This window comes from Pyxidicoccus sp. M15, from assembly GCF_056858435.1.
Genome location: NZ_CM166495.1, coordinates 12,757,731 through 12,782,611, shown reverse-complemented (window position 1 = coordinate 12,782,611; position 24,881 = coordinate 12,757,731). Strand labels below are relative to the sequence as shown.

At 70.2% G+C, this 24,881-nt stretch carries 24 protein-coding genes; 14 read left to right on the top strand and 10 right to left on the bottom strand.

What is annotated here, in order from left to right:
* Positions 1–2: 2 nt before the first annotated feature.
* Together ACX9TP_RS47770 and ACX9TP_RS47765 are read right to left on the bottom strand one after the other, a co-directional pair.
* Positions 3–1,355 carry a S41 family peptidase gene (locus ACX9TP_RS47770; protein ID WP_482977415.1) on the bottom strand — a complete coding sequence of 451 codons (1,353 nt, stop codon included), beginning with the start codon at positions 1,353–1,355 and terminating at the stop codon, positions 3–5.
* A 34-nt stretch (positions 1,356–1,389) separates the two neighbouring features.
* Positions 1,390–1,884: a MarR family winged helix-turn-helix transcriptional regulator gene (locus ACX9TP_RS47765; protein ID WP_482977414.1), complete on the bottom strand. Its 495-nt coding sequence runs from the start codon at positions 1,882–1,884 to the stop codon at positions 1,390–1,392.
* Between the two features lie 129 nt (positions 1,885–2,013).
* Here ACX9TP_RS47765 and ACX9TP_RS47760 point away from each other — a divergent pair, with 129 nt between their 5' ends.
* Entirely contained in the window at positions 2,014–3,450 is a 1,437-nt protein-coding gene (locus ACX9TP_RS47760) for a glycoside hydrolase family 43 protein (protein WP_482977413.1), read from the top strand.
* Between the two features lie 61 nt (positions 3,451–3,511).
* Here the strand turns inward: ACX9TP_RS47760 and ACX9TP_RS47755 are convergent, their stop codons facing one another.
* Positions 3,512–4,402, bottom strand: coding sequence for a LysR family transcriptional regulator (locus tag ACX9TP_RS47755; RefSeq protein ID WP_482977412.1), 891 nt, complete (start codon positions 4,400–4,402; stop codon positions 3,512–3,514).
* A gap of 109 nt (positions 4,403–4,511) precedes the next feature.
* Between ACX9TP_RS47755 and ACX9TP_RS47750 the strand changes: the two genes are divergently transcribed.
* The 9 genes from ACX9TP_RS47750 to ACX9TP_RS47710 all read left to right on the top strand — a co-directional run bounded on the left by ACX9TP_RS47750 (position 4,512) and on the right by ACX9TP_RS47710 (position 14,833).
* A complete protein-coding gene (locus ACX9TP_RS47750) occupies positions 4,512–6,692 on the top strand; it encodes a S9 family peptidase (protein WP_482977411.1) in 2,181 nt (726 codons plus the stop codon).
* A 285-nt stretch (positions 6,693–6,977) separates the two neighbouring features.
* Positions 6,978–7,325 carry a hypothetical protein gene (locus tag ACX9TP_RS47745; protein ID WP_482977410.1) on the top strand — a complete coding sequence of 116 codons (348 nt, stop codon included), beginning with the start codon at positions 6,978–6,980 and terminating at the stop codon, positions 7,323–7,325.
* A 320-nt stretch (positions 7,326–7,645) separates the two neighbouring features.
* Positions 7,646–8,575 carry a DUF2381 family protein gene (locus tag ACX9TP_RS47740; protein WP_482977409.1) on the top strand — a complete coding sequence of 310 codons (930 nt, stop codon included), beginning with the start codon at positions 7,646–7,648 and terminating at the stop codon, positions 8,573–8,575.
* An 11-nt stretch (positions 8,576–8,586) separates the two neighbouring features.
* Positions 8,587–9,081 (top strand): serine/threonine protein kinase, encoded by a 495-nt coding sequence (locus tag ACX9TP_RS47735; RefSeq protein WP_482977408.1) that lies wholly within the window; start codon positions 8,587–8,589, stop codon positions 9,079–9,081.
* Between the two features lie 100 nt (positions 9,082–9,181).
* Positions 9,182–10,003: a vWA domain-containing protein gene (locus tag ACX9TP_RS47730; protein ID WP_482977407.1), complete on the top strand. Its 822-nt coding sequence runs from the start codon at positions 9,182–9,184 to the stop codon at positions 10,001–10,003.
* A gap of 146 nt (positions 10,004–10,149) precedes the next feature.
* Positions 10,150–10,650, top strand: coding sequence for a sigma-70 family RNA polymerase sigma factor (locus ACX9TP_RS47725; protein WP_482977406.1), 501 nt, complete (start codon positions 10,150–10,152; stop codon positions 10,648–10,650).
* Positions 10,647–11,399: a hypothetical protein gene (locus tag ACX9TP_RS47720; protein ID WP_482977405.1), complete on the top strand. Its 753-nt coding sequence runs from the start codon at positions 10,647–10,649 to the stop codon at positions 11,397–11,399. The genes ACX9TP_RS47725 and ACX9TP_RS47720 overlap by 4 nt, the downstream gene beginning before the upstream one ends.
* Positions 11,396–12,940, top strand: a complete 1,545-nt coding sequence (locus ACX9TP_RS47715; protein WP_482977404.1) for a caspase family protein — start codon at positions 11,396–11,398, stop codon at positions 12,938–12,940. Before ACX9TP_RS47720 ends, ACX9TP_RS47715 begins: the two co-directional genes overlap by 4 nt.
* Before the next feature lie 69 nt (positions 12,941–13,009).
* On the top strand, positions 13,010–14,833 hold the full coding sequence (locus tag ACX9TP_RS47710; RefSeq protein WP_482977403.1) for an Ig-like domain-containing domain: 1,824 nt from the start codon (positions 13,010–13,012) through the stop codon (positions 14,831–14,833).
* Here the strand turns inward: ACX9TP_RS47710 and ACX9TP_RS47705 are convergent, their stop codons facing one another.
* The 3 genes from ACX9TP_RS47705 to ACX9TP_RS47695 are packed head-to-tail and all read right to left on the bottom strand — an operon-like array spanning position 14,834 to position 18,087.
* Complete coding sequence (locus ACX9TP_RS47705; protein ID WP_482977402.1) at positions 14,834–16,348, bottom strand: hypothetical protein; 1,515 nt, start codon at positions 16,346–16,348, stop codon at positions 14,834–14,836.
* A 44-nt stretch (positions 16,349–16,392) separates the two neighbouring features.
* Positions 16,393–17,154 carry an SDR family oxidoreductase gene (locus tag ACX9TP_RS47700; protein ID WP_482977401.1) on the bottom strand — a complete coding sequence of 254 codons (762 nt, stop codon included), beginning with the start codon at positions 17,152–17,154 and terminating at the stop codon, positions 16,393–16,395.
* Between the two features lie 45 nt (positions 17,155–17,199).
* On the bottom strand, positions 17,200–18,087 hold the full coding sequence (locus ACX9TP_RS47695) for an NAD(P)-dependent oxidoreductase (protein ID WP_482977400.1): 888 nt from the start codon (positions 18,085–18,087) through the stop codon (positions 17,200–17,202).
* 185 nt (positions 18,088–18,272) lie between these two features.
* Here ACX9TP_RS47695 and ACX9TP_RS47690 point away from each other — a divergent pair, with 185 nt between their 5' ends.
* Positions 18,273–19,100 carry an AraC family transcriptional regulator gene (locus ACX9TP_RS47690; protein ID WP_482977399.1) on the top strand — a complete coding sequence of 276 codons (828 nt, stop codon included), beginning with the start codon at positions 18,273–18,275 and terminating at the stop codon, positions 19,098–19,100.
* Positions 19,101–19,132: 32 nt separating this feature from the next.
* Here ACX9TP_RS47690 and ACX9TP_RS47685 read toward each other — a convergent pair whose 3' ends face one another.
* Together ACX9TP_RS47685 and ACX9TP_RS47680 are read right to left on the bottom strand one after the other, a co-directional pair.
* Positions 19,133–19,843, bottom strand: a complete 711-nt coding sequence (locus tag ACX9TP_RS47685; protein WP_482977398.1) for a hypothetical protein — start codon at positions 19,841–19,843, stop codon at positions 19,133–19,135.
* Between the two features lie 123 nt (positions 19,844–19,966).
* Positions 19,967–20,944: an MBL fold metallo-hydrolase gene (locus tag ACX9TP_RS47680; protein ID WP_482977397.1), complete on the bottom strand. Its 978-nt coding sequence runs from the start codon at positions 20,942–20,944 to the stop codon at positions 19,967–19,969.
* An 89-nt stretch (positions 20,945–21,033) separates the two neighbouring features.
* Between ACX9TP_RS47680 and ACX9TP_RS47675 the strand changes: the two genes are divergently transcribed.
* Complete coding sequence (locus tag ACX9TP_RS47675) at positions 21,034–21,918, top strand: LysR family transcriptional regulator (RefSeq protein WP_482977396.1); 885 nt, start codon at positions 21,034–21,036, stop codon at positions 21,916–21,918.
* Between the two features lie 6 nt (positions 21,919–21,924).
* On the opposite strand, the gene ACX9TP_RS47670 is transcribed toward ACX9TP_RS47675, so the two are convergent.
* Positions 21,925–22,257 carry an ArsR/SmtB family transcription factor gene (locus tag ACX9TP_RS47670; RefSeq protein WP_482977395.1) on the bottom strand — a complete coding sequence of 111 codons (333 nt, stop codon included), beginning with the start codon at positions 22,255–22,257 and terminating at the stop codon, positions 21,925–21,927.
* Positions 22,258–22,310: 53 nt separating this feature from the next.
* Here ACX9TP_RS47670 and ACX9TP_RS47665 point away from each other — a divergent pair, with 53 nt between their 5' ends.
* Both ACX9TP_RS47665 and ACX9TP_RS47660 read left to right on the top strand, forming a co-directional pair.
* Positions 22,311–22,793 carry an SRPBCC domain-containing protein gene (locus tag ACX9TP_RS47665; protein ID WP_482977394.1) on the top strand — a complete coding sequence of 161 codons (483 nt, stop codon included), beginning with the start codon at positions 22,311–22,313 and terminating at the stop codon, positions 22,791–22,793.
* Positions 22,794–22,860: 67 nt separating this feature from the next.
* Positions 22,861–23,682 carry an SDR family oxidoreductase gene (locus ACX9TP_RS47660; RefSeq protein WP_482977393.1) on the top strand — a complete coding sequence of 274 codons (822 nt, stop codon included), beginning with the start codon at positions 22,861–22,863 and terminating at the stop codon, positions 23,680–23,682.
* Here the strand turns inward: ACX9TP_RS47660 and ACX9TP_RS47655 are convergent.
* Complete coding sequence (locus ACX9TP_RS47655; protein WP_482977392.1) at positions 23,670–24,881, bottom strand: hypothetical protein; 1,212 nt, start codon at positions 24,879–24,881, stop codon at positions 23,670–23,672. The two genes, ACX9TP_RS47660 and ACX9TP_RS47655, sit on opposite strands and share 13 nt — an antisense overlap.

The window sequence follows — 24,881 nt, the reverse complement described above, 5'->3', positions numbered from 1 at the left end:
GCTCAGCTCCGCGGATACACCCGCGGAGTCGGGTCTCCCCGCCACAGCGTCTCCAGCGCCTTCGGCGTGAATCTCACGCGCAGCCTGTCGGCGCCGTCGACGGCGAACAGCCCGTCCGCCGTCAGCGGTGACAGGCGGCGCGTGGGCCGGTTGGGCCGGGCCAGCCAGAGCGCGCCCTCGCGCACGCTCACCTCGACATCTCCGTAGCGCCCGGCGAGCGACTTCAGCCGGGCCGCCGCGACGGAGACGGGGTGCAGGCGCGCCTCCACCTCCAGCCGCGCCCACTCGTAGTCGGCGCGGGCCTCGGGGGACACCCCGGGCGCCGCCGCCAGGCGCTTCAGGGCCAGCAGCTGGGCGGTCTCCAGTGCCTGGGCGGGCGGGGCCTCCACGGTGGGCGGGACGCCGACGCCCTCCCAGTTGGTGCCGGTGACCGGATGCACCGGGCGGCCGAAGGAGACGCTCAGCATGAAGCCGGGGCGGATGGGGACGAAGCGGTTGTTGTTGGCCGCGCCGGCCGTCTTCGTGCCCACCAGCTCGCCCAGCTTGAACTGCGCCACGTCGTAGGCGAAGGCCTCACCCGCGGAGGCCACGCCGCCGTCGATGAGCACGTACAGGGGCTTGCCCTTGAGTCGTCCCGCCGGGACGTGCTCCAGGGTGCGCGACTGCACCGGTGGATTCGAGCCCGCCAGGAAGGTCATCTCCAGGAGGTCCCCGTCCATGAAGTGGCTGACCAGGTAGCGCACGGCCGCGTGCTCGCCGCCGCCGTTGCCGCGCAGGTCGATGACCACCGCGTCGCCGTCCCGCAGGAAGCGCAGCGCCTCGTCGTAGACGGCGCCCGTCTCGTCGCGGACCCACTCGAAGCCGGTGATGCGCAGGTAGCGGAGGTTGCCGGGCAGGAGCTTCAACTCCGCGAGGCCGTGGTGGCTCCTGCGGGCCTGCCGGCGGATGAGCGCGTCGGTGTCCTCTCCCTCTTCCGGCGGAGCGTGCGCGACCCTGCGCTGCTCGGCGGCGTACTCGGTGGGACTGTAGAGGAGGTAGAGGTGGCCGTCTCCGCTGGCGGCCTTCAGGTCCGTGGTGATGCGCTCGGCCAGCATCGCCGCGTCGTCCAGGGTGTAGCGCCCGGCCTTCCGGGACTGCTCCAGCCGCTCGACGATGGCGGGGACCTTCTCCGGCAGGACGTAGGACTCGCGGATGGCCGCGATGATGGTCGCCAGCGCGGCGTCGCGTTCGGCGGGGGAGAGGGTGCGCGGCGCGGAGCGCTCGGGCGGGGGCGCGACCTGGGCCGACGCGGGGCCGGGGGACAGCGTGAGCAGCAGCGCCGTCAGGGCGGCGGTCAGGCTTCTTTGCGAAGGCATCGAGGGCTCCAGGTATGGGGTCGGGGCGTTGCGCTCAGGACCTGCTCTTGCGTGACGGCTTCAGCTTCGCGGTCGCCTTCTCGAGTCGTGCAGCGAAGGGCTCGCGCTCCAGGGCTTCCAGCGCTTCGGCGAGGACGCGGGACAGCGGCGCGGAGAGCTCCTTGTCGAGCTGGTCCGCCGCCGCGTTGGTCGCCGCCCACTGGCGCTCCAGGGCGGGAAGCATGGCGCGGCCTTGTGGCGTCAGCGCGACGATGCGCTCGCGGGCGTCGGCGCCGGGCTGGAGCTCCACCAGTCCGGCGGTGACCATCTGCGAGACAGTCTGGCTGACGGCGGAGTGGCTGACCTGCGCCTGCTGTGCAATCGCGCGGATGGAGACCGGCCCCTGCGCCATCAGCGTCCGGACGATGGGCGTGTAGCGCGGACGGTAGTCCAGCCCCGCGCGCTCGTAGGCCTGCTCCACGGCGCCGTCGAGGTGCTCGACGAGGTGCCGCAGCAGCGTGCCCAGGGTGGGACCTTTGCCGGTGCTCATGCTGGATATGTATAAGCGCTGTTATATGTCGTCAAGGCGATGTGTCGGGCATGCCCCATGGAAGGCGGGTCTGGCTGACTTGTCGGGAATTTCGTGCTACCTCGCGCGCCTCCACCTGGAGGTGTTCCCATGAGGAAGTCCCCCCGCATCCTGGCCCTCGCGTTCGCGAGCGTCCTGTCGACCTTCGCATCCGGCTGTGGCGACGAGCGCTCCGACCTCGAGGCTCCCGTCGACTCCACCACCGCGGCGCTCGCGTGCAGCACGCGCATCACCTACGGCGACCGGTGGATTCGTCCCTCGGGGCACACGGCGCAGTACGACATCGCGAGCGACCTGGTGACGTGGAACGGCGTCTGCGTCAACGAGGGCACCAACTCGTACGCGGTGCTCTCCAACGGCTGGAAGCCGTACTTCACCGGCAACAACGCGTGCGTGCTGGCGCTCGACACGGACTGCGCCGGGGCCACCGCGTGCAGCACGCGCATCACCTACGCCGCGTCCTGGCTGAGGCCCTCGGGACACACCGCTCAGTATGACGACGTGGGCGGGCGTGTGTTCTGGGGCAGGGGCTGCACGAACGAGGGCACGAATTCGTACGCGGTGCTCTCCAACGGCTGGAAGCCGTACTTCAGCGGCTCGGGCGCGTGCGGCATGTCGTTCCGGTACACGGGCTGCGGCGGGCTGTACCAGAACCCGGTGGTCCCCGTGGACTGCGCGGACCCGGGTGTCATCCATGATGGGACGCGGTACGTCGCCGCCTGCACGTCGGGTGGCGCGGCCAACGCCTTTGGCCTGCGCACGTCGACGGACCTGGTGACGTGGACGGGCGCGGGCCACATCTTCCCCTCCGCGAGCAAGCCCACGTGGGCGACGGGCGACTTCTGGGCGCCGGAAATCCACAAGGTGGGTACGCGCTTCATCGCGTACTACACCGCGCGTCACTCGAACGGGAAGCTGTCCATCGGCGCGGCGACCTCGGCGAGCGCACTCGGGCCCTTCACGGACCTGGGCCGGCCGCTCGTGCACGACACGGGGATGGGCATGATTGACGCCACCTTCTTCAAGGACACGGCCGGGGTGCCGTACCTGGTGTGGAAGGCGGACGGCAACGCGGTGGGGCAGCCGACGCCCATCTACGGGCAGCAATTGTCGGCGGATGGCCTGGCGCTCGTCGGCACGCGCCGCACGCTCATGAGCAACAACCTCGCCTGGGAGGGCGGCGTCGTCGAGGCGCCGTGGGTCGTCGCGCGGGGCGGCTACTACTACCTCTTCTACAGCGGTAACGCGTACTACAACAGCACCTACGCCGTGGGCGTCGCGCGCGCCACCAGCCCGCTGGGGCCGTACACGAAGCTGGGCGCGCCCATCCTCACGACGGGTAGCGGCTGGGTGGGGCCGGGACACAACTCCGTCGTCACCGGGCCGGGCGGCGACACGTACATGGTCTACCACGCGTGGAACAGCGCCCACACCGCGCGGGTGATGCTCGTCGACCAGCTGACCTGGCCCAACGGCTGGCCCGCGGTGCCGTCGGCGCCGTCGACGGGCTCGCGGCCCATGCCGTAGCGGCGCGGAGGGCTTCGAGCGGCGGCGCGCCCTGGTGAAGGCGGGCGCGCCGTCGTGAGGCTCACTGCCGGCGCGCGACGGCCTCATGGGCCACGGCGCGGAAGTGCGCGGCGGCGGAGGAGGGGTGCTGCCCCGCGAAGGCGACCGACAGCTCCGCGTAGCCCGAAGCGTCGCGCAGGGTCCGGAAGACCACGCCCTTCGGACGCAGCGCCCGGGAGGACATCGGGGCGATGGTGAGCCCGAGCCCCGCTTCGACCATGCCGATGACCGAGGTCCACGCGCTGGCCTCCTGGACGATGCGTGGAGAGAAGCCCGCGGTGAGGCACATGCTCGTCACCGTGTCGTGCAGGCCCGGCGCCGAGTTGCGGGGGAACAGGACGAAGGGCTCGTTCGCCAGCGAGGTCAGGGCGACGACCTTCTGACGGGCCCGAGGATGCCGGGCGGGCAGCGCGAGCACGAAGCGCTCCCGCAGCAGCCGCTCCACCGTCACCCCTTCATGCTGGAAGGGCGCTCGCACGATGGCCAGGTCCAGCTCCCCGGTGGTGAGCGCGACGCCGACGTTCAGCGTCCCGCGGTCGTCGAGCTCCAGCTTCACCCCCGGAAACCGCGTCCGGAACCGGAGCACGATGTCGGGCAGCACGCCGAAGGCCGAGGACGCCACGAAGCCGACCCGCAGCGTCCCCGTCTCTCCCCGCGCCGCCTGCCGCACGGTGGTGATGACGTCCGCGCGCTTCGCCAGCAGCGCGCGGGCGTCCACCAGCAGGCGGCTCCCGGCGGGGGTGAGGGCCACACGCCGGCTCGTCCGGGTGAGGAGCTCCACGCCCAGCTCCGACTCCAGCCTGCGAATCTGCTGGCTGAACGGTGGCTGTGCCATGCCCACCCGGGCGGCGGCCCGGCCGAAGTGAAGCTCCTCCGCGACGGCGATGAAGAGCTGGAGTTGGCGGAATTCCATATCCAGACGATATCCGTCTCAATCGACGTCGAAAGAGATATTGGTCTTACAGAATCCGGCTCCGTACGCTCCTGGCATGCGACGCCTCTTGCTTGCTGTTGGAATCCTGATGATGGCCTTCGCGAGCGTGCCCGCCGTGGCGCTGCCGGGCCCGGACGCGAAGCTCCAGGAGCGGCTGGACCTGGCCGACCGGTTCAGCCGGCTTCCGACGTTCATCCGCGACAGCCTCGTCCCCCCGAAATGGCTCCGTGAGGGAGACCGGCTGGTGTTCTGGTCGGAGGATGCGAAGGACGGAGGGACGTGGATGCTCTTCCACGCCCGGACGGGAGTGGCGACGCCGCTGGTGTCCGGCGCCGAGCTGCGGGCCCAGCTCTCTCGGCTGGCAGGCAAGCCCGTCTCCGCGCCGCGGTTCTTCGAGGTCGCCATCACCGCGGACCAGAAGGGCATCGTCTTCCAGCACGAGGGGAAGGTCTTCAGGCTGGGACTGGCGGATGGCCGCGTCACCGCGCTCGCTCCGGAGGACCGGTCCGCGCTGGAGCTGTCGCGGACGCATGTCCTGGCTCCTGCGGGAGGAGGCGTCGCGGAGCAGCGTGACGGCGGTGGCTTCGCCGTGCGCGGTGCGGACGGGAGCCTGGTGGTGGAGCGCGCCGGGGAGGAGCACCTCGGCTGGCGCATCCCGGAGAGTCCCTGGTCGCCGGATGGCCGCTTCCTGGCGGTGCTGCGCGAGGACCTGCGCGGCGTCCACAAGGTGCCGGTGGTGGACTACTCCACCGCGCTGGAGCGGGTGACGTGGGTTGCGTACGCGAAGTCGGGCACGCCGCTGCCGAAGCGGGAGCTCCACCTCGTGGAGCTGGCGACGGGCCGCGTGATGCGCATTGCTCCCGTGGAGGAGGAAACGCATGACTTCTTCATCGGCTGGCGGCCCGATGGGGGCGAGGCGCTGAGCCTCCACCTCTCGCGCGACGGCAAGCGGCTGGACCTGACGGGGGTGGAGCCGGTGTCCGGAAAGCGTCGGCGCGTGCTGCGCGAGGAGCGGCCGGAGACCTTCGTGGCGGGGCTGGACCTGGAGGTGGGTGGCTTTGCGAAGCAGGTCCGGTTCCTGCCGGACAGCAAGGCCTTCCTCTGGATGTCCGAGCGCGACGGCTGGCGGCACGCGTACCTGTATGACGTGTCGGGACGGCTCATCCGCCAGGTGACGCGGGGCGCGTTCCCCGTCCACGAGGTGGTCGGCGTCGCGCCTGGAGGTGACGCAATCTTCGTGGTGGCCTCCGCCGAGAGTGGTGCGCCGTACGAGCAGCTCTTCTACCGGGGCAGCTTGAAGGGTGGGGCGCTGAAGCGGCTGTCGTCGGGCTCGGGGCTGCACCGAATCACCCTGGCGCCGTCGGGGGCGTACTTCGTCGACTCATGGTCCTCGCGGACGCAGCCCCGGTTGAGGGAGGTGGCGTCCACGGATGGCAGGACGCGCGTGCGGCTCACGACGGCGGATGTGAGCGCGGTCGCGGCGATGGGCTACAAGCCCCCGGAGGCGCTCACCGTCATGGCGGCGGATGGCGTGACGCCGCTGCACGGGGTGCTCTATACGCCGCGAGATTTCGACCCGTCGAAGCGCTACCCGGTCATCGCGTACATCTACGCCGGGCCGTTCATGACGTCCGTGCCATGGAGCTACATCGGCACCTCGATGTCGCTCGACTGCGCGGCGATGGCACAGCTGGGCTTCGTTGTGGTGCTGCTGGACCCTCGGGGGACGCCGGGCCGGAGCAAGGCATTCCAGGACGCGAACTACGGACGGGTGGGTCAGACGGAGATTCCCGACTACGTGACGGGCCTGAAGCAGGCCGCCGCCACCCGTCCATGGATGGACCTGGAGCGGGTGGGCATCCATGGCCATTCATGGGGGGGCTACTTCGCGCTGCGCGGCATGCTGACCGCGCCGGAGTTCTTCAAGGCGGGCTACGCGGGGGCTCCGGGGGCGCTGGAAGAGGAGGCCATCATCAACGAGCCCTACCTGGGATTGCCGAGCGTGAATCCCGCTGGCTACCAGGCGGGGTCCAACGTCGCGCTGGCGGGGAAGCTCCAGGGACAGCTCAAGATGATGCACGGGACGAGCGACGTGAATGCCACGCTCTCCACGACGATGCGCATGGCGGAGGCGCTCATCCGGGAGGGGAAGCACTTCGAGCTGCTCCTCATGCCGGGGCAGGGGCACAACCCCGAGGCGGCCATGGGCCGCTACTACACCGAGGATGTGAACCTGTTCTTCGTGCGGACGCTGGGTGGGCCGCGCTGAGCGATGCCTGGGCGTCCATGCTCCTTGGTATGTACCCCAGCGCCGCCTTATGCCGAGAAGTCACGCGTGTGTATTCCCGATGCCCGGGACTGCCCAGGACGACAATGGGCAGCCTGACTTCGTGTCAGGCTCAGCGGCTGTGTTTACAAGAGGAGGCCGTTCTTTCTCAAGGCCTCGTCGCGTTTGCCTGAAAGGAATCAGTCCGCTCGTGGTTGGGATGCAGTGAAGAAATCTGGACGCCCGTTCAGGTTTGGTTACATTCTTCCCAAACTTCGTGGAGGACACATGATTGAGGAGAACTTTGTAGAGAACGGCCGTCAGACCGCCGTGCCTCCCCTGATGCAAAAGATCAATGGGTACCGACGCTCCTGGGAGCGAGTCAAAATCGGTGTGACCGCTGATCCGGAGAGGCGGTGGAACAAACACGTACCCAGCGGATGGGAGAAGATGGTGCTCCTCTATGACGCGTATACGCCGGCAATCGCCAGGGAGATTGAGCGGGAATTGATTGCCAGCGCTCGCGAGCACAACTTCATGTTGGCCATCGAGAACGTCAATCCCGGGGGAGAAGGGATTGGAGACGCGGATCGGTCGAATTACATCTACGTGCTGGTGGCTGGCAGGCGATTCTGACTGGCTTGGTCACGCTCTTCGATAGGAGTGAAACCAGGCCGACCCGGTTACTTGCGCGACGCTGTTTTCGTAGAAGCGCGAGCGCCGATGGGCGCTGTCGGAGCGGGCGGAGGCCATGCGGCGAAGCAATGGAAATTGGCCCCCGACGCACCGCGGCCAGCGTCCAGCGACATTGCCAGGAATCGGCAGCTGTTCACGCCAACCGCTGCCGTGAGCACCGGTGCCGAACGACGGGTGAGTAGCGCTCGCTCGTGCGTACTGGACCTTGAACGCTCATTGGGTTGGATGCCTGTAACACGCCCTGTTAGGTTGTTCGGGTCATGCGAACGCACCTGCCAGTCCGCTATGCCGCACTCTCACTCCTGCTCGCATCCATGGCCCTGGTTAGGGGGCTGGACGACAAGGTCGTCATCAGGGCGCTCGACATTTCGGAGCGGCCGGCTGACGCCACCCACAACATCTACGTTTCCGGGCAGGTAACGACGGTCCTCCGCTTCGAGCACGACATCGACCCGGCCCGTACACAGTTCATGGGCTGGGAAGGTCGGTTCGAGCCCCTTCTCTTGGGCAACAGGAAGGTCGTGCTGGAGCCGCTCCGCGACCTCGGTGAGGAGGTAGGGCTGCCGCTGCTCGTGACGCTCACCGATGGAACCACGATTCCGTTCCTCGTCAGGCCACCGCGTCGTGAGCCGGTTGGGTGGACGGACCATCAGGTGAACGTGTTCAAGAGCGGCAACAGCTACAATGCGGTGCTCTCCTCCCTTCAGGACTCCATCAAACGAGAGCGCGAATTGAGCGAGGAGAATGAGCGGCTCAAGGCGGAAGAAAACTCGGTGGACCACGCCTTGGCGACGCTGCTCGCCAACGGCGAAGCGAAGAAGACACCATTTCGCCGCGTGAAGACCTTCCGTCCGAAGAACCAGGACATGGACATGGTCGTCGAGCTCTTCTCAGGACCGGGGAAGGCGGCGGCGGTGGTTCGCCTGACCAACACGTACTACGGAGGCCCCTGGACCTTCGACGCTGCCTACGTCACCTCCGACCTGACCGTCTACACGAGGCGCTCGTTCGCGCTCCGGATGAACCGGGCAGAAATCGTCCCCGGTCAGTCCGGGAGAATCGCGGTCGTGGTGGACAAGAGCGCCTTTGATTCGCACGAGGGGCTCGTGGACCTCGCGCTACAGATATTCCGTGGGGATGGGCTCCTGCAGGTGGCCGTGAAGATGGAACACACCCTGGTTCAGCAGTAAGCGTACGGCGCATGCATACGGCCAAAGTCCTGTTCCTCGGCGCCTGCGCCCTGCTGGGGGCGTCAGCGGGCTGCACCTCAACCGCAGGCGGAATGGCGCTGCGCCCGGATGGGACGCCGGGCCCACAGGAGTGTTCCGAGGAAGCCAAGCTGGTGATGCGAGCGCTCAAGCTCAGGGTGGGGGATGCCGCGCTGGTGGAACTGGATGCGAACCAGATCAGCGGGAAACGCATCACGCTCTACGATGGGCCGATTGAAAGCATCTTGATTGACGACTTTGGCACGCTGGAAGCGACGACGCGCCTGTACGGGCAGGTCTGGACCGCGGGGCCGCAGGTCGTCATCCGGTACTACGAGGCACACCCTCCAGACAGCGAGAAGCTCTCCATCTGCGCGGTGGCCCGGCTCAGCTACGACCAGATGCGGAAGCTGCCCGAGTCGAAGCCGGGCACGGCCATTCTCGAAGGCTCCGTCGCCTCCGCCTACGTCGTGGACTCCTTCCGGTAGCGTCGTGCAGGCGCCACGAGTCCCCACGTCAGGCCCGTGACACCCACGGCGTCGGAGCCGTGCCGCTGAGGGCAGGGCGGCCCGTACCCGGGGGTGTCTCTTGGACAAGCTTTCGCGGCTGGACCTGGTCTTCTGCGTGGACCTGACCAGCAGCATGACTTCCTTCATCGCGCAGGCGCGCGCGCACGTGCGCCGCATCCTCGATGCGTTGAAGGCCATTCCGGACCTGGACCTGTGCGTGGCGCTCTCCGGCTACCGCGACCACGGCTTCCCGGCGGTGCTCGAGGTCCACCCCTTCACCCGGGACATCTCCGCGCTCGCCAAGGCGCTCGATGCGGCCCGGGTCTTCAGCCACGAGTCGAACGTCGACGCGGCCGAGGCCGTCTTCGCGGGCCTCGACGCGGCGGCGAAGCTTCCCTGGCGCGAGGGCGCCTTCAAGGTGGTCGTGCTCGTGGGTGATGCGCCCCCGCATGCCTGTGGCGGCGATGGCGGCCACGCCCCGGACCGCTTCCGCGAGAAGGACCCCAGCGGCTGGGACCTCGACGGCCTCACCAACCACCTGGAGGCCCAGGGCATCTTCCTGCACGCGCTCGCCATGGTGCCCTCGGTGCATCCGCACTACGACGCCGCGCTGGAGCGTGCCTTCCGCCGCCTGTCCATCTCCACCGGCGGCACCTACCAGTCCGCGCGCGGCCCGAACGCCGCGCTGGCCATCGTGGAGACGCTCGTCCAGCGCACCTCCGTCGAGTTCGCCTTCGACCGCCGCGTGCACGGCGCCATCGAGGCCCTCGCCCTGGACGCGCGCGGCAGCTCCGCGCTCCGTGAGTCCCTGGCGAAGCAGCTCGGTAGCACGGAGGTCATCGTGTCCTCGGCCCTGATGCGCCTGCGCCAGCGGGGGCTCCTGCCCGCGGGCGTGGAGTAGCGCTCCACGCCGATGCCATGCTCCGCTGAGGCGGAGCCGCGTCGCTCCAGTCCGGGTGCGAGCCCCACGCACCCGGAGTCCTTTCACCCTCCGATGTCCCAACTTCCGCCGCCCGCGTGTCCAATCCGGTGAAGATGTCCCAAGGGTTGAGCACGGCGGAGCTCCAGGACCTGTACGACCGGTATGCCCCAGGCATGTACCGGAGGGCCTTCGCCTTGCTCCAGCGCGAGGCGGATGCCTGGGACGCGGTGCAGGAAGCCTGCATCCGCCTCCTCCAGTCCGCGGCCGAGTTCCGGCGCGAGGCCCGGCCGATGACGTTCATCTACCGGGTCACCACCAACGTCTGCCTCAACATGCTCCGCTCCCGAGCCCTGCGCGACGTGGCCCCCGAGGCGGACGGGCCGGAGGGCGCCGTGGACGCGCTCGCCTCCACCGAGTGCAGGGACTTCCTGGTGAAGCTGGCGCGCGAATTGGACGAGCGCGGCCTCACCGTGGCGACGCTGTACTACCTGGACGGGTTGTCCCAGGAGGAGATTGCCCAGGTGCTGGGCCTCTCCAGGAAGACCATCGTGCGCGAGGTGCAGCGCATCAGCGTCCTGGCCCGCTCCCTGGGCGAGCCCGGGGGAGCGCGAGGAGGTGCCGGATGAGTGAACACCTGTCAGACCTCGTCCTGGACGAGGTGATGGCCGGCGGCCCGAAGCCGCCTCACCTGGAGTCCTGTGACACCTGCAACACGCGTGTCACCCAGCTGCGCGCCCACGCGGACGGAGTCCGGGCCCGGCCGGACTTCTCTCGCGTTCGTGCCCGCGTCCTCTCGGAGGCGGCGCGGCGCCCCTCACGGCCCGCGGTCTCACGGTTCGCCGGCTGGTTGCTCGTCCCCGCGCTCGCCACCGTGGCGATGGTGGTGCTCCTCCGTGGCCCGCTGTCGCAAGGCACGCCCGGCCCGGGGACGCTGCCCGTGACGCCGGGCATCCGTGTGAAGGGCCCACCCGGAGTGGAGTTGCTGCGGCTGGTGGATGGCCAGGTGAACCCCACCCTCCGCGAGGGAGACGAGGTGGCGCTGCGGTTGAGGAGCGGAGGTCGCAGGTACGCGCTGGTTGTCTCCGTGGACGTCGGAGGGCAGGTGGAGGCACTGTGGCCCTCCGGGGCCGCGCGCAGCGGCGAGCTGGATGCCGAGCAGCCCGCGCCCCTATTCCAGGTCACCCGGGGAGACTTCGCGGTGCATGCCATCTATTCGGAGACGCCGCTGAGCCTCGACGAGGCTCGCGCCTGGCTGGCCACGCACGGCTCGGAGTGCTCCGGCGTCTCTGACGCGGCCGCATGCCAGGAGCCCGCCGGCCTGCCCTCCGGGGCCGCGCACGCGACGGTGTCGCTCCAGGTCGAGGCCCTCCAATGACGCTCGCGCTGTTGCTCGCGGCCGTGGTGGCGGCACAGTCCGTGGCCCCGGCCGAGACTCCGGAGCTGGAGGGGGCGCCGCGCCGCTTCGCCCTCGCGGTGGGCAACAACCGGGGCACCGGCGCGGACGCTCCGCTGCGGTACGCGGAGCGCGATGCCCGCTCGGTGCTGGGCGTGCTCGAAGAGGTGGGCGGGCTGCGGCGCGAGGATTCCCTGCTGGTGCTCGGCACCGACGCGGACGCTGTGCGCGACGCGCTCGCCCGCTTCGAGCGCCACCTCCAGGCGCAGGCCCGTCCCGGCGACCAGCTCTTCGTCTATGTCTCCAGCCACGCGGATGCGGGCGAGCTGCACCTGGGCGGCACGCGACTGCCCCTGGGCGAGGTGGTGCGCTTCATCGAGAACGCCCCGGTGAGTGTCGCCCTGCTGGTGGTGGACTCCTGCCAGTCCGGCGAGGCCGCGCGCCTCAAGGGACTCAAGCCCCTTCCCGGCGTGCTGGTGAACCTGGAGCGGCCGGAGCTCGCCGGGCGCGTCATCATCACCGCGTCCGCCGCGGACGAGTCCGCGCAGGAGTCCGACGCGCTCGCGGGCTCCATCTTCACGCACCACCTGGTCGCCGCGCTGCGCGGGGCGGCGGACGTGTCCGGAGACGGCCGCGTCACGCTCGCGGAGGCTTATACGTATTCGTATGCGCGCACGGTGGAGTCCTCGCTCCTGTCCCGCGCGGGCACGCAGCACCCCAGCTTCCACTTCGACCTCCAGGGGAAGGGGGACCTCGTCCTCTCCGCGCCCGCTCGCGCGACGTCGCTGTTGACGCTCGCCATCGACGAGCCCGGCGACTGGACGGTGTCCACGCTCGAAGGGGCGCCCTTCCTCGGACACGTGCACAAGGGCGCGGGCACGGCGACACTGGCGCTGCCCGCGGGCAGCTACCTCGTCACCACGCGCGGCGAGCACACCGCGCTGGTGGCGCGCGTGCAGGTGCCCGACTCCGGACGCGCGGAGGTGACGCGCGCCCAGCTCCGTCCCCAGCGGCTGGAGGCGAACGCGCTCAAGGGCTCGCAGGCTCCGACGTGGATGGTCCACCTCGGCCCCAGCGTGGGTGGGCCGCTCGTGGAGTCCTTCGGGACGATGGTGGGCGGCACGCTCGCCGTGCAGCGCGCGTGGACGACGTCCGCGGTGAACCTGGCGACGGCCGTGCTGGACGTGCGCCATGGACGGCACCCCTCCGGTGACCTCGCGCAGAACGACCATGCGCTGCGGCTGGGCGTGGGCCACCTCGTGCGCGGCTGGCACGGGCTGCACCTCCAGCTCGGCGTGGAGGCCGGCGCCACCCTGTCCAGCCAGCGGCAGTACAGCAACGGCGATACGGGGCTCACGCTGCAGCCCTACGTCGGGGCAGCGGGCGGCGTGTGGCTGCACGTGGGCGGGCCGTTCGCGGTGTCCCTGCTCGGCAGCGCGGGGCACACGTTCGTGCGGACCGAGTCCGGCGCTCCAGCCGCGGTGTCCCTGGGTGGAAGCGTCGGCATCGGTTGGCTGCGCTGAAGTCCCAACACTCCGGCCTCGAGTGTCCAAGGGACAGCTCACGTCGCATCCGCTTCGCGAGGTCCCCACGTGCAACCCCGTCCCCCCCGCTCCTGGAAGTCGCTGCTGTTCTGCACGGCCCTGGGGCTCGGTGCCTGTGACTCCTTGAAGTCGGAGCCGGACCCGCGGCCGCCCGTGGGAGAGGAGCCGCCGCCTCCGCCCGAGCTCCGCGTCACCGTGACTCCGGAGGGGCCGGAGCTGTGCCGCGAGGGCACGTGGACGCTCGCCGTCTCCGTCGAGGGCGGCACGCCGGAGCGCGTGGAGGTCGTCGAGAACGGCGGGGCCGCCACGCCGCTCGACAGCCCGTACCGCTACACCATCGACTGCGCCACCCATGCGCAGGGCCGCTTCTCCTTCATCGCGCGCGCTGTGTCGAAGGACCTGCGCGTCGAGAGCCAGGGCGTCTCGATGGTGGTGGACCGGCAGGGGCCCTTCGTCGAGTCCTGGGGCCCGGCGTCGTACTACCCGAGCGTCGCCGCGCCGCTGGAGATTGTCTTCTCCGAGCCGCTGCTGCCCGAGTCTCTCCAGTCCGCACCCACGGTGCTCCGGGATGGCAATGGCTTCTCGGTGGCGCACACGGCGGTGCTCCGGGGGGACGGGCGTGTCCTCCAGCTCACGCCGACGGTGCCGCTCCGTGTGCCCGGCACGCTGCACGCAGAGCTGGTGCAGCAGAACATGACCGACCTCGCCGGGAATCCCTTCACGCAGGAGCTCGGCGTGGAGGTTGGGAGGCGGCTCGAGTACTGGCCCTTCGTCCAGGCGGCACCCCGGCTGACGGACAGTCCCCGGGGGTGGCTCTGTCTCGCCCTGCAGGGCGTCCCGTCGCGGCCCGTCGTCGCCCTGGTCGAGCATGGCTCCGGTGACATGGCGGACAAGGATGTGCTCGTCGTCCAGGTCATGAACGGCGACACGTGGGAGCGCCTGCCTTCACCTCGTGCACCGGGGGCGCGCGCGAACGCCCCGGTGAGCCCGCAGCTCGAGGTCCACGGTGAAAGCCTGGTGCTCGCGTGGGTCGAGCGCTCTCCGCTCCAGGACCTGATTCACGTGTCCCGGTTCGACGGCACGTCGTGGAAGGCCCTGGGCGCGCCGCTCGCCACCGGGGACCTCTACGTCGAATACAAGATGGCGCTGGATGAGCAGGGGGACCCGGTCCTGGTCTACCAGGAGGGACAGGACGGCGGCATCGACCTGCGCGTCGTCCGGTGGGCCGACGACGACTGGCGGCTGCTCGGAGGCTCGCTCAGTGCCTATCCCACGCTCGGGACCCGGGCGGAGCACCCGGCCATCGCCGTGGACAGGGCCCGCGTGGTGGTGGCCTGGTCGGAGCAGTCCGCGGAGGTGGGAGCTTCCTCCGAGGTCATCGTGATGGAGTTCCGGAATGGGGGCTGGAGGCAGCTGGGCTCGCCGCTCCGGGGCGTGCCGGGAGGATGGGGGACGGGGCATGTCGCCATCGCACTGCGCGGCTACCAGGACAGCCCCTTCGTCGCCTGGACGGAGCGCGCGTACTTGTCCGATGACGGGTATGTGTTCACCGCGTACTGGAAGGAAAGTCCTTCGGTGGAGATTCCCGGAAGCTGGACGCGTCCGGAGGAACTGCAGGGCGCAACGGAGTACTTCTTCCTGGACAATCTCCGGGTCCTCCTGGACGCCACGAACGAGCCCTGGGTGGTATGGCAGCGCAGGGAGGGGGATGCGCTCGCGGTCACCTCCTACCGCAAGCACCGCCCCGCGGGCTGGGAGCCGGAGCAACTCGTGGTGGGCACGGAGGTGTTCGACTTCCGGCTGGATGAGAGCTCCTTCCCCTGGGTCGTGGCGGGGTACTGGCCGCAAGACGCCATTCTTCGGCCGCGGTAGCTACGGGCTCCGGCGTCTCCACAACGGCCCGTCGCGGGTGAAGTGCTCCGCCACCCAGCGCTCGCTGGGCGCGGAGAGCTGCCATTCACCCCGTCCGTGCAGGACGAGGACCTCGCAGCGCGCGAGCAGGGGCAGCAGCGTGCGCTGCGAGCGCTCGTCCTCGAAGGCGGCACTTGCATGAGTGAAGCGCTCGGGGCCGCCGAGCGCGTCGTGCAGCATGAGGCCGTAGGAATCCACGAGGGCGGGCGCGCCGCGAGGCACGCCGGGCAGCCGGCCCGCGGCGATGGCCCAGGCGGGCTCGAAGGTGCAGAGCGCCGCGTCCGGAGGGACGGAGGCGCGCAGCGTGCTCCCGAGCGCGAGCAGTCCCCGGTCCTTCTGGCGCGCCGACTCGATGACGGCGGGCAGCGGTGACAGCGCCGCGACGCCCACGGCGAGGGCCACGAGCGCGAAGACCTTGCGCAAGCGTCGCTCCGCCACGCCCAGCACCCACGAGGCCCCCAGCCCGGCGAGCACTGCCTGGGACGCCGCGAGCTGGGCGTTGTACTGGCCCCAGTAGCTCTTCGAGGACAGGAAGGTCGCGAGCGTGAGCAGCCAGGCCACGGCGAAGAGCCGCTCGGCCACGGCCTCGCGCCGACGCATGCGTGTCAGTGCGACGGCGAGTCCCAGCACGCCTGGCAGGGAGATGCCGACATGGTGCTCGCCCACCGCCGCGAGCAGCCGGCGCCACACGTCCAGCTCGCCGTCGGGCGGGCGCAGCAACTGGAAGCGCAGCAGTCCTTCGAACATCGCGTCCGGAGCGAGCGCGAAGAAGGGGCCCAGCCACAGGAGGCCCACCCCCGCGGCCACGCCCACGACGCGCACCACGCGCCGGCCCTCTCCGGCCGCGCCGCGAGCGAGGACGGCCGCCAGCACCCACGCGCCGGCGGTGAGCTTGATGGCGCACGCGGTGGCGAGCAGCGCGCCGGCCCACACGTCCCGCCGCCGCTCCTCCCCGGGACGCAGCCACACCCAGGCCGCTGTCAGGCAGGTGAGGTTGAGCAGCGGCTCCAGGAAGGGGCCCCGCTCGACGGCCGCCGCCTCCGGATAGAGGGCGTACACGAGCGCGGCCACCACGCCCGCCCGTGTGCCCCAGCGCTCCTGGACGATGCGGCCGCTCAGCAAGGCGCTCAGCGCGCCCAGCAAGGGGATGAGCCAGCGCACCACGGTGAAGGCCACGGCCGCGTCGAAGCCGTGCGCGAGCGCGGCCACGGGGGCCAGCAGCACGGCGATGCCGGGCGGGTGGACGAAGAAGTAGTCGCGGTATGGCAATACGCCGTGGGACAGGAGCGCGGCGGCGCTGAAGTAGACGCCCTCGTCGTAGTCCACGGGGTAGCCGAAGGCGCCGCCCCGGTGGAAGAAGCCCGCGATGCGCACGAGCCACGCCACCGCCGCGACGAGCAGCAGCGGCCACCAGGGCGGCGGACGCGGCGTCGCGGCGGTGACGGCAACGGCGTGCAGGGGGCTCGCGGGACGCACCGCCGCCGCGCGTACCAGAGGCCACGCGCGGTGTCGAGGACACCCTACCGGTGCGGCGCCACCACCTGCGTGAGCCCTCCATCCACGGGCAGCTCGGCGCCGGTGGTGAAGGTCGCCTCGAAGGCGAGGAACAGCGCCGCGCGGGCGACCTCCTCCGCCGTGCCGATGCGCCCCATGGGGGTGATGGTGTTCCCCTCCTGCTCGAAGGCGGCCAGCTCTTCCTTCGAGGCCTTGGCGACACCCAGGGTCGGCGTCTTGATGAAGCCGGGGCTCACCGCATTCACGCGGATGCCTCGCGGCAGCAGCTCGGCGGCGAACCCCTGGGCGAACGAGCGGAGCGCGGCCTTCGAGCCCGCGTAGACGCTCATGCCGGGACTGCCCATCACGTTCGCCACCGAGGTGGTGAACACGAACGAGCCCCCTTCACGCACCAGGGGCGCCAGCCGCTGCACCGTGAAGTACGCCCCCTTCGTGTTGACGTCGAAGGTCTGGTCGTACTCCTCCTCGGACACGTGCCCCAGCGGCGTGAGCTGCGCGACGCCGGCGTTGATGAACACGAAATCCACGCGGCCGAGCTTCTCCTCGACGACGCGGGCCAGCGCCTCGATGTCCGCGAGGCTCGACGTGTCCGAGCGCACCACGTGCGCCCGGGGGCCCAGCTCGCGACGTGCCGCTTCGAGGTTCTTCTCGTTCCGCCCCGTGAGCAGCACCTCGGCGCCTCCCGCGAGGAGCGCCTTCACCGTCGCAAGCCCCATCCCAATCGTTCCGCCCGTGACGACGGCCTTCCTGCCTGCATACCTGTCCATGGTGTCTTCCTGTGTGTCGTTCCGCGTGGGTTGCCTGCGAAGCCGTCACTCCGACTTCGGCCGTTTGATGACTTCGATGAGGCTCGCGAGGGAGTGGCCGCCATGCCCCCTTGCGACGGCGCGGTCGAACAGCGCCTTGATGGGGCCCGGCACATCGGCCGTGAGTCCCTGCTCCTCGCTGGCATGCACGAGGTGCCCGAGCCCCACCGCGCTGATGCCGAGGGTGGAGACGTCGGTCTCGTAGTCGCCGCTGTCGACCTGCTCCGCCATGTGAGGCAGGAAGCCCGCCACGGCGGAGAGCCATCCAGTCGCCATCGGCAGGAAGGCCGTGGCGGCGACCTGCTCGGTGCCGACCAGGGCCGCGGCATGGAAGAAGCCGCTCAGCGTCGACCACATGATGCCCAGCAGGGCCAGGTCATACAGCGCCGCGAGCCCGGCATCGGCACCGAGATACGTGCCGCTGCCAAGGCACGACAGCGCCGGCTGCCAGTCCGTGAAGGCCGCCCGCGAGCCGCTGTAGAGCAGCAGGGCCTCCGGCCGGCCCACGCCCTGCGGGATGTCCATGATGGCCCCGTCGAGGTAGTCGATGCCGCGCGCCGCGGCCCAGGCCGCCGTCTCACGGGCCTGCGCCGGAGTCTCCGAGGTGAGGTTCACGAACCCCCGGCCCGTGAAGGCATCGCCGACGTCCCGGAGGACCTCGCGGACCGCGTCGTGGTCCAGCACGCAGACCACCACCAGCGGGCTCGCGCGGATGGCCTCGGTGACGGTGGCCGCGCGAGTCGCGCCGCTCGCGACGAGGTCCTCGGCCTTCTTTGCAGAGCGGTTCCAGACAGTCGTGGGATGGCCGGCCTTCAGGAACGTGCGTGCCAGCGCCGCGCCCATCAGGCCCAGGCCGATGACTGTCACCGGGGCCTTCTTCGGGGTCGTGTTCATGGTGATTCCTCGTGTGAGCCGGTGGTCACCGGGTGCGTTCGAGCCCGCGCACAGTGCCTCCGGCGTCCCGGGCGTTCGCGCACGAACCGATGACCCCCGAGCACGTTCTGCTGCGCTCACTTGGGGGACAGGTGCGTCGACGTCACCCGGGCGTTGGGGGATATTCCCGGTTAGGAGTCCACGTCATGAATCTCCTTCCATCGTCACCGGGGGATGAACCCCGCGCGCGGCTCGGGCTGCGCGTGGACCTGCGCACCACGCCGCCCGGGACGGTCTCCTTCGAGGCCCTGCCGGACCACCGACTCAAGATTCACGCGGGCGCACCCGTCCGGGGGGCGTGCCGCACGCAGCGGTTCGTCTACACGCGCGGCGACATCGACATCTTCCCGGCCGGCCAGTCGGACATCTGGGAGGAGGAGACGGCGAACACGTCCCTCGTCGTGCGGCTCGCTCCCGCGCTCCTGCGCCGCGCCGCCGACGACATGGGACTGAATCCCGACCACGCCGGGGTGGAGCCGCGCTACCACTTCCGGGACGCGCGCATCGAGCACATCGCCTGGGCGCTCGAAGCCGAGCGCGAGGAGGGCCACCCGGCCGGGCTGCTCTACACGGAGAGCCTGGGCCTGGCCCTCGCCTTCCACCTGCTGGGCCGCTACCCGGCGCCCCTCGCGAGCGTGCGCGGCCTGTCCGGGCCGCAATTGAAGCGCGTGACGGAGTACATCGAGGAGCACCTCGACCGGAATCTCTCCCTGACCCGGCTGGCAGGCCTCGCCAGCGTGAGCGAGTCGCACTTCCGCGCCCTGTTCAAGGGCTCCACGGGGCTGCCCGTGCACGAGTACGTCGTGCAGCGCCGCGTGGAGCGCGCCAGGACGCTGCTCCTGCGCGGCGACCTGCCCGCGAGTCAGGTGGCGCTCGAAGCGGGCTTCTCACACCAGAGCCACATGGCCCGGTGCATGCGGCGCGTCCTCGGGGTGACACCGACGTCCCTGGTGCGCGGCGCACGGGCGCGGTGAGCCTCGACGCGTCGACCATCGTCCGGTGCGCCTCAGAACCGCCCTTGCAGCCCGAAGCTTGCTCCACCGGAGCCCACGGAAAGCGTTGGCGTCACTCCGGGCGACCCCGGGGCTGGGGGCGCGGAGTCCGTCAACTCATAGCCCACGATGCTGAGCACCGGAGCGCTGGCGAGCAGCACGGCGCTCACGTTCTTCGACCCACCCAGCAGGCGCACGGCTCCGGCGGAGGCCAGCGACACGCCGAGTCCGCCAAAGGCGCCCAGGCGCCGCCCATTGCCTCCTGCCTTGCGTCCGCCCCACCACACGCCCAGCGGTATGCCCACGGCAAGTCCTGTCGCGCCTCCCACCAGGGCACTGGAGGCGAGGCAGTCCGTCGACACACCCAGGAGGCCCAGGACGGTGCTGCTGTCCGACTCGCACACCGCCAGACTCAGCACGCCCGCGCCAAAGGCGCCCGCGACCCCCAGTGCCACGGCGCCGACCAGGCTGCCTCCCAGCTCCGCTCCCACGCGGGCCACGGTGGGGCTCCGCGCGGGAGAGGGCGCGGACGGCTCGCCGTCAACGGGCGTGGAGGTGCCTGTCGTCACCAGCGGAGGGGGAATGGGCGCCAGGTCCGGCCCCAGGACGGGCGGTGGCTCGGGCTGGGCCGAGGCGGGCAGGGTGAAGAGCAGCAGAAGCAGGACCGCACGTCGTCCCCACGTGCGTGAGACGCCGCGCCGCCGGGTTTCCTGGTCGAGGTACATGCCCGGTGGGCTGCAAGCCGAACGCCATGTCTCCCTTGCCTCTCGCGCCGCTCACCGTGCAACGGGCTGCACGGAGCTGTGAAGCCGCCTGCACAGAGCTGGCTCGTGGAGCACCCGGGGCACTCAGTGCTGGTGTCCCAGCCGCACGTCGACGTTGGGGTGCGCCCGGGCGAAGGCGCGCAGCTTCTTGAAGCTCTCCACGCCGCGCGGCGCGTCGGCGGTGAAGGTGCCGGGCTCCACGTCGTGCTCCCAGCCCCAGCGCGTGTGGCTGGCGTCACCCACCAGCAGCACCGGCCCCTTCGTCGAGCGCACCAGGTACGCGGTGCTGCCGGGCGTGTGGCCGGGCACCCAGAGCGCCCACACCGAGCCGTCCCCGAAGATGTCCACCGCGCCGTCGAAGAGGCTGCTGGCCCCGTCAGGGGCATTGCCCCGGGGCTCGGTGGCGTAGGGCCACTCGGACAGCGCCGGCTTGCCCTCCAGCGATTGGTCGATGCTGCCCTGCGTGGCGACGTTGAGGAGCTGGCGGGCGGACGCCTCGCCGGGGCCGGTGTACACGGGCGTGCCCGCGGGCACGTCCGCCATGCCGGTGAGGTGGTCCAGGTGCAGGTGCGTGAGGAGCACGCCCTTCAGGGGCTGCGCCTGCTTCGCCAGCCACTCGCCCAGCGGCACGTGCACCTTCAGCTTCTCCAGGTGCATGGCGCCACGGACCAGCCCGCTCAGCGCGGACTCCTCCGGCGCGTCGCGCAGCGCCTTCTCCACGCCGGTGTCCACGATGAAGAGCCCCTGCGTCGGGTGGCGGAGCGCGTGGAAGTAGACCTGGATGGGCTCGTCGCCGTCCGTCAGGCCCTCGGACTTCGCGACGGGGTGGCCCAGGTTGATGAGGCCGCCGCGCTCCACCGCCCAGTCGGCGGAGTTGACCGTCTCCAGCTCCACCGGGCCGGGCTGGTCCAGCAGCGCGAGCAGGTCCTTCGTCGAGCGGGCCGCGCCGAGCGAGGACTTCCGCGCCTCATGCGAGCTGGCCGCGAAGCCGACGGTGCCGGCGACGGCGAGGAGACCGCCGAGGGCGGCGACGATGGAGAGGGCGATGGACCTGGGGCGCATGAAGCGGGCTCCGTGACTTCGAGACACGCGAAAGGTAGCGATGCCAGAATGGATGGAAAACGGCGAATACGGCATGGGGTCATGCATTCATGGATATCTCCTGGGATGACGCGCGGCTGTTCCTGGCCATCGCGGAGACGGGCAGCCTGAGCGAGGCGGCGAGGCGGCTGCGCGTGGGGCAGCCCACGGTGAGTCGGCGGCTGGCGGCGCTGGAGTACGCGCTGGGGACGGCGCTGTTCCGCCGCAGCGTGGACGGCGCGGCGCTCACGGCGGCGGGAGAGCGGCTGGTGCTGCCCGCGAAGAAGATGGCGGAGTGGGCCGGAGAGCTGCACCGCGCCGCGGAGTCGGCGGACAACTCGCCCAGGGGCTTGGTGCGCGTGACGGCGAGCCCCTTCGCCAGCTTCGACTTCCTGGCGCCCTTCGCGGCCTTCGTCGCGCAGAAGCACCCGGGCCTGCGGCTGGAGGTGCTGTCGACGGTCCAGTACCTCGACCTGGCACGAGGCGAGGCGGACCTCGCCCTGCGCTCGAAACCGCCGACCAACGCGGACTTGAAGCTCGTGTATACGCTGGAGCTTCACAACGCCGTCATGGTCTCCAGGTCCCTCCGGGCGAAGCTGCCGAGGAAGCCCACGCTCCAGCAGCTCCCCTGGGTGGCGTGGTCGCCGCCATTCGAGTCGGTGACGCCCAACCCGCAGCTCGAGGAGCTCATCCCGGGCTTCGCGCCCGTGTTCACCGCCGACAACTACCTGGTGATGCTGGCCGCGGTGGAGGCGGGCGTGGGGGCGATGGTGCTGGGGAAGCTCTCGCACCGCTTCAGCCGCGACAGGGGACTGGTGCCGCTGGACCTCGACCTGGGGCCGTACGCGACGAGCCACGTCCACCTGGTGTGCGCGAAGTCGGCGCTCGACATTCCCCGCGTGAGGAAGGTGTCGGAGCTGCTGGTGGACGAGCTGGAGCGCTCCAGGCGGAGGTGAGCCCGGCTATTCGTCCGGGTCCTCCAGGTCCTTCTTCAGGCGCGCGAGCAGGTCCACCGCGCCCTGGGCATAGCGGCTGATGTACCGGTCGTGAATCTCCTGGATGGGCAGCGGATTGAAGTAGTTCCAGCGCTGCCGGCCCTGCTTCTTCGCGATGAGCAGCCCCGCCTTCTCCAGCACGCCCAGGTGTTGCATCACCGTGGTGCGGTCCAGCTCCGGGAAGTGCTCGGTCAGCTCGCCCGTCGTCATCGGCCGCGTCTTCAGCAGGTCGAGCATCGCCCGCCGCCGGGCGTCTCCCAGGGCCTTGAAGACCGCGTCGTGGGCGTCACTGCTTGACATGTTATAAATCTATAACATATTGACCTTGAACGCACGAACTTCGGAGGCACACCATGGCGCAGGAGCGAAACGAGAAGCCGTCGTCGGAGGGGGAGCTGGCGCTCAAGTTCCAGGTCCACGCCAAGATTGCGAAGCCCGTCGCGGAGGTCTTCGACGCGGTCTACAACCCGAAGAAGCTGAGCGGCTACTTCACGACCAACGGAGCGAGCGCCCCGCTCGACGAGGGCACCACCGTCACCTGGGACTTCGCGGACTTTCCCGGCGCCTTCCCCGTGTACGTGAAGAAGGTGGAGAAGAACCGCTTCATCGAGCTGGAGTGGAAGGCCGGCGACGGCGACTACAACACGAAGGTCCGCATGGAGTTCGAGCCGCTCGACGGCAACGCGACGCTGGTGCGCATCAGCGAGTCGGGGTGGCAGAAGACGGCGAAGGGGCTGGAGAGCTCCTACGGCAACTGCATGGGCTGGTCGCAGATGCTCCTGTGCATGAAGGTGTTCGTGGAGCAGGGGACGAACCTGCGTAGGTTCCTCTATTAGATAGGGGATGCGCGGAGGGGTCTGCCTGGCGTACATCCGTGTCACCACCGCTCAGGAGACCCCTCTCATGGCCGACCTCAAGGGAAAGACGCTCTTCATCACCGGCGCCAGCCGCGGTATCGGCAAGGCCATCGCGCTGCGGGCCGCGCGGGACGGCGCGAACATCGTCATCGCCGCGAAGACGACGGAGCCGCACCCCAAGCTGCCCGGCACCATCTACACGGCCGCGGAGGAAATCGAGAAGGCCGGTGGCAAGGCGCTGCCCTGCATGGTGGACATCCGCGACGAGCAGCAGATTGCCGCCGCCGTGGCGAAGGCGGTGGAGACGTTCGGCGGCATCGACATCCTGGTGAACAACGCCAGCGCCATCAGCCTCACCGGCACGCTCGACACGCCGATGAAGCGCTATGACCTCATGCACGGCATCAACACACGCGGCACGTTCGCGTGCTCGCAGGCGTGCATCCCGTACCTCAAGAAGTCCAGCAACCCGCACATCCTCAACAACTCGCCGCCGCTCAACATGGAGGCGCGCTGGTTCGCGCCCCACGTCGCGTACACCATGGCGAAGTTCGGGATGAGCATGTGCGTGCTCGGCATGGCGGAGGAGCTGAAGTCGGACGGCATCGCCGTCAACGCCATCTGGCCGCGCACCGTCATCGCCACCGCGGCGGTGCAGAACCTGCTCGGCGGAGATGAGACCATCCGCGGCTGCCGCACGCCGGACATCATGGCCGACGCCGCCTACGCCATCCTCACCAAGCCCAGCCGCGAGTTCACCGGCAACTTCTGCATCGACGAGGAAGTGCTTCGCGGCGTGGGCGTGACGGACTTCGACAAGTACCAGATGGTGCCCGGGGCGGAGCTGCTCCCGGACTACTTCATCTGAGGCGCCAGGCCCTCCGCTCCGGAGGGCTCGCCGAAGACGGACACCTCGCGCAGGCGCGAGAACTGTCCCGGGCCCGACCCTCCGGCCGTGTACTGGACGGTCATCCGCAGCCGGATGCGGCTCACGACGGGCGCATCCGGCGCGAGTGCCACGTCCACGTACTTCTCGTCGACGGTCAGCGTGGCCGGGTCGTCCTCGTAGGGAATGGAGCCGATGCCGTCCGGGAAGGGCGCGCTGTCTCCCAGCGGCAGCCACGTCTTCCCGTCCACGGAGCCCTCCACGTGGAGCACGCCGCCGAAGCCGTCCATGCCCCGCATGAGGACCCGCCGGGGTTGGATGGGCTCCTTCAGCAGGACGATGAGCTCTTGGGGCAGGACGTCCTGGCCAATGGCCACCCGGACCAGCTCCAGCCGGCCGTCGGTGAAGGGACACGGTGAGAAGGTGCCGGACTTCAGCGCGCAGCCAGCGCCCCGGCTGGCGGGCACCACGGGCGCGAAGGGCAGGGACACCGGCGGCGACTCGGAGACGGCGTTGTAATACAGCGAGTTCTTGAACCAGACGCGCGAGCCCTTGGCCACCGCCTGCACGCGGACCCGGGCGTCGAAGTCCTCCGCCATCTCCGGAGCCAACCACGGCTCACCTCTGTCCGCGTGGACCTGCCAGGCGGTGCCGTCCTCGCCGAGCAGCCGCACGAAGTACTCCGGCTCCGGGATATCCGCCGTGGGCACCACTGGCTCCCACTCCACGCGGACACCACCCGCTTCGTCCACGGTGCGCGCGTGGCTCTCCCAGGGGCGCAGCGGCGGCAGGTCCACGTCGCGGCTGAACTGGAACCAGAGGAGGTCCCGCGCCCCGTCCGTGCGCGGAAGGTGGAGCTGGAAGGCGGTGACGTCCGTCCAGGGGTTGGGATGCTCCAGGCCGTCCGCGCCCACGTCGCGCGCGGTGAGCGGGTGGAGGAAGAGTCCCTGCGCGTCGGGCGTCACGTCGGCAAAGCGCTCGTAGCGGGTCGAATAGACTTCGCCGCCGTACTCGTTGACGCGGATGTCCACCTTGCGCGGGCGCATCAGCGTGAGCGGGGCGCCCTGCCAGGGCGTGCCGTCCGCCGCCAGCGCGGTGCCGGACAGGTAGACGGGGTCATCGGGCTCCAGCGCGCAGCCGGCCAGCGTGAGGCAGAGCGGAAGCAGTCGAGACAGTCGCAT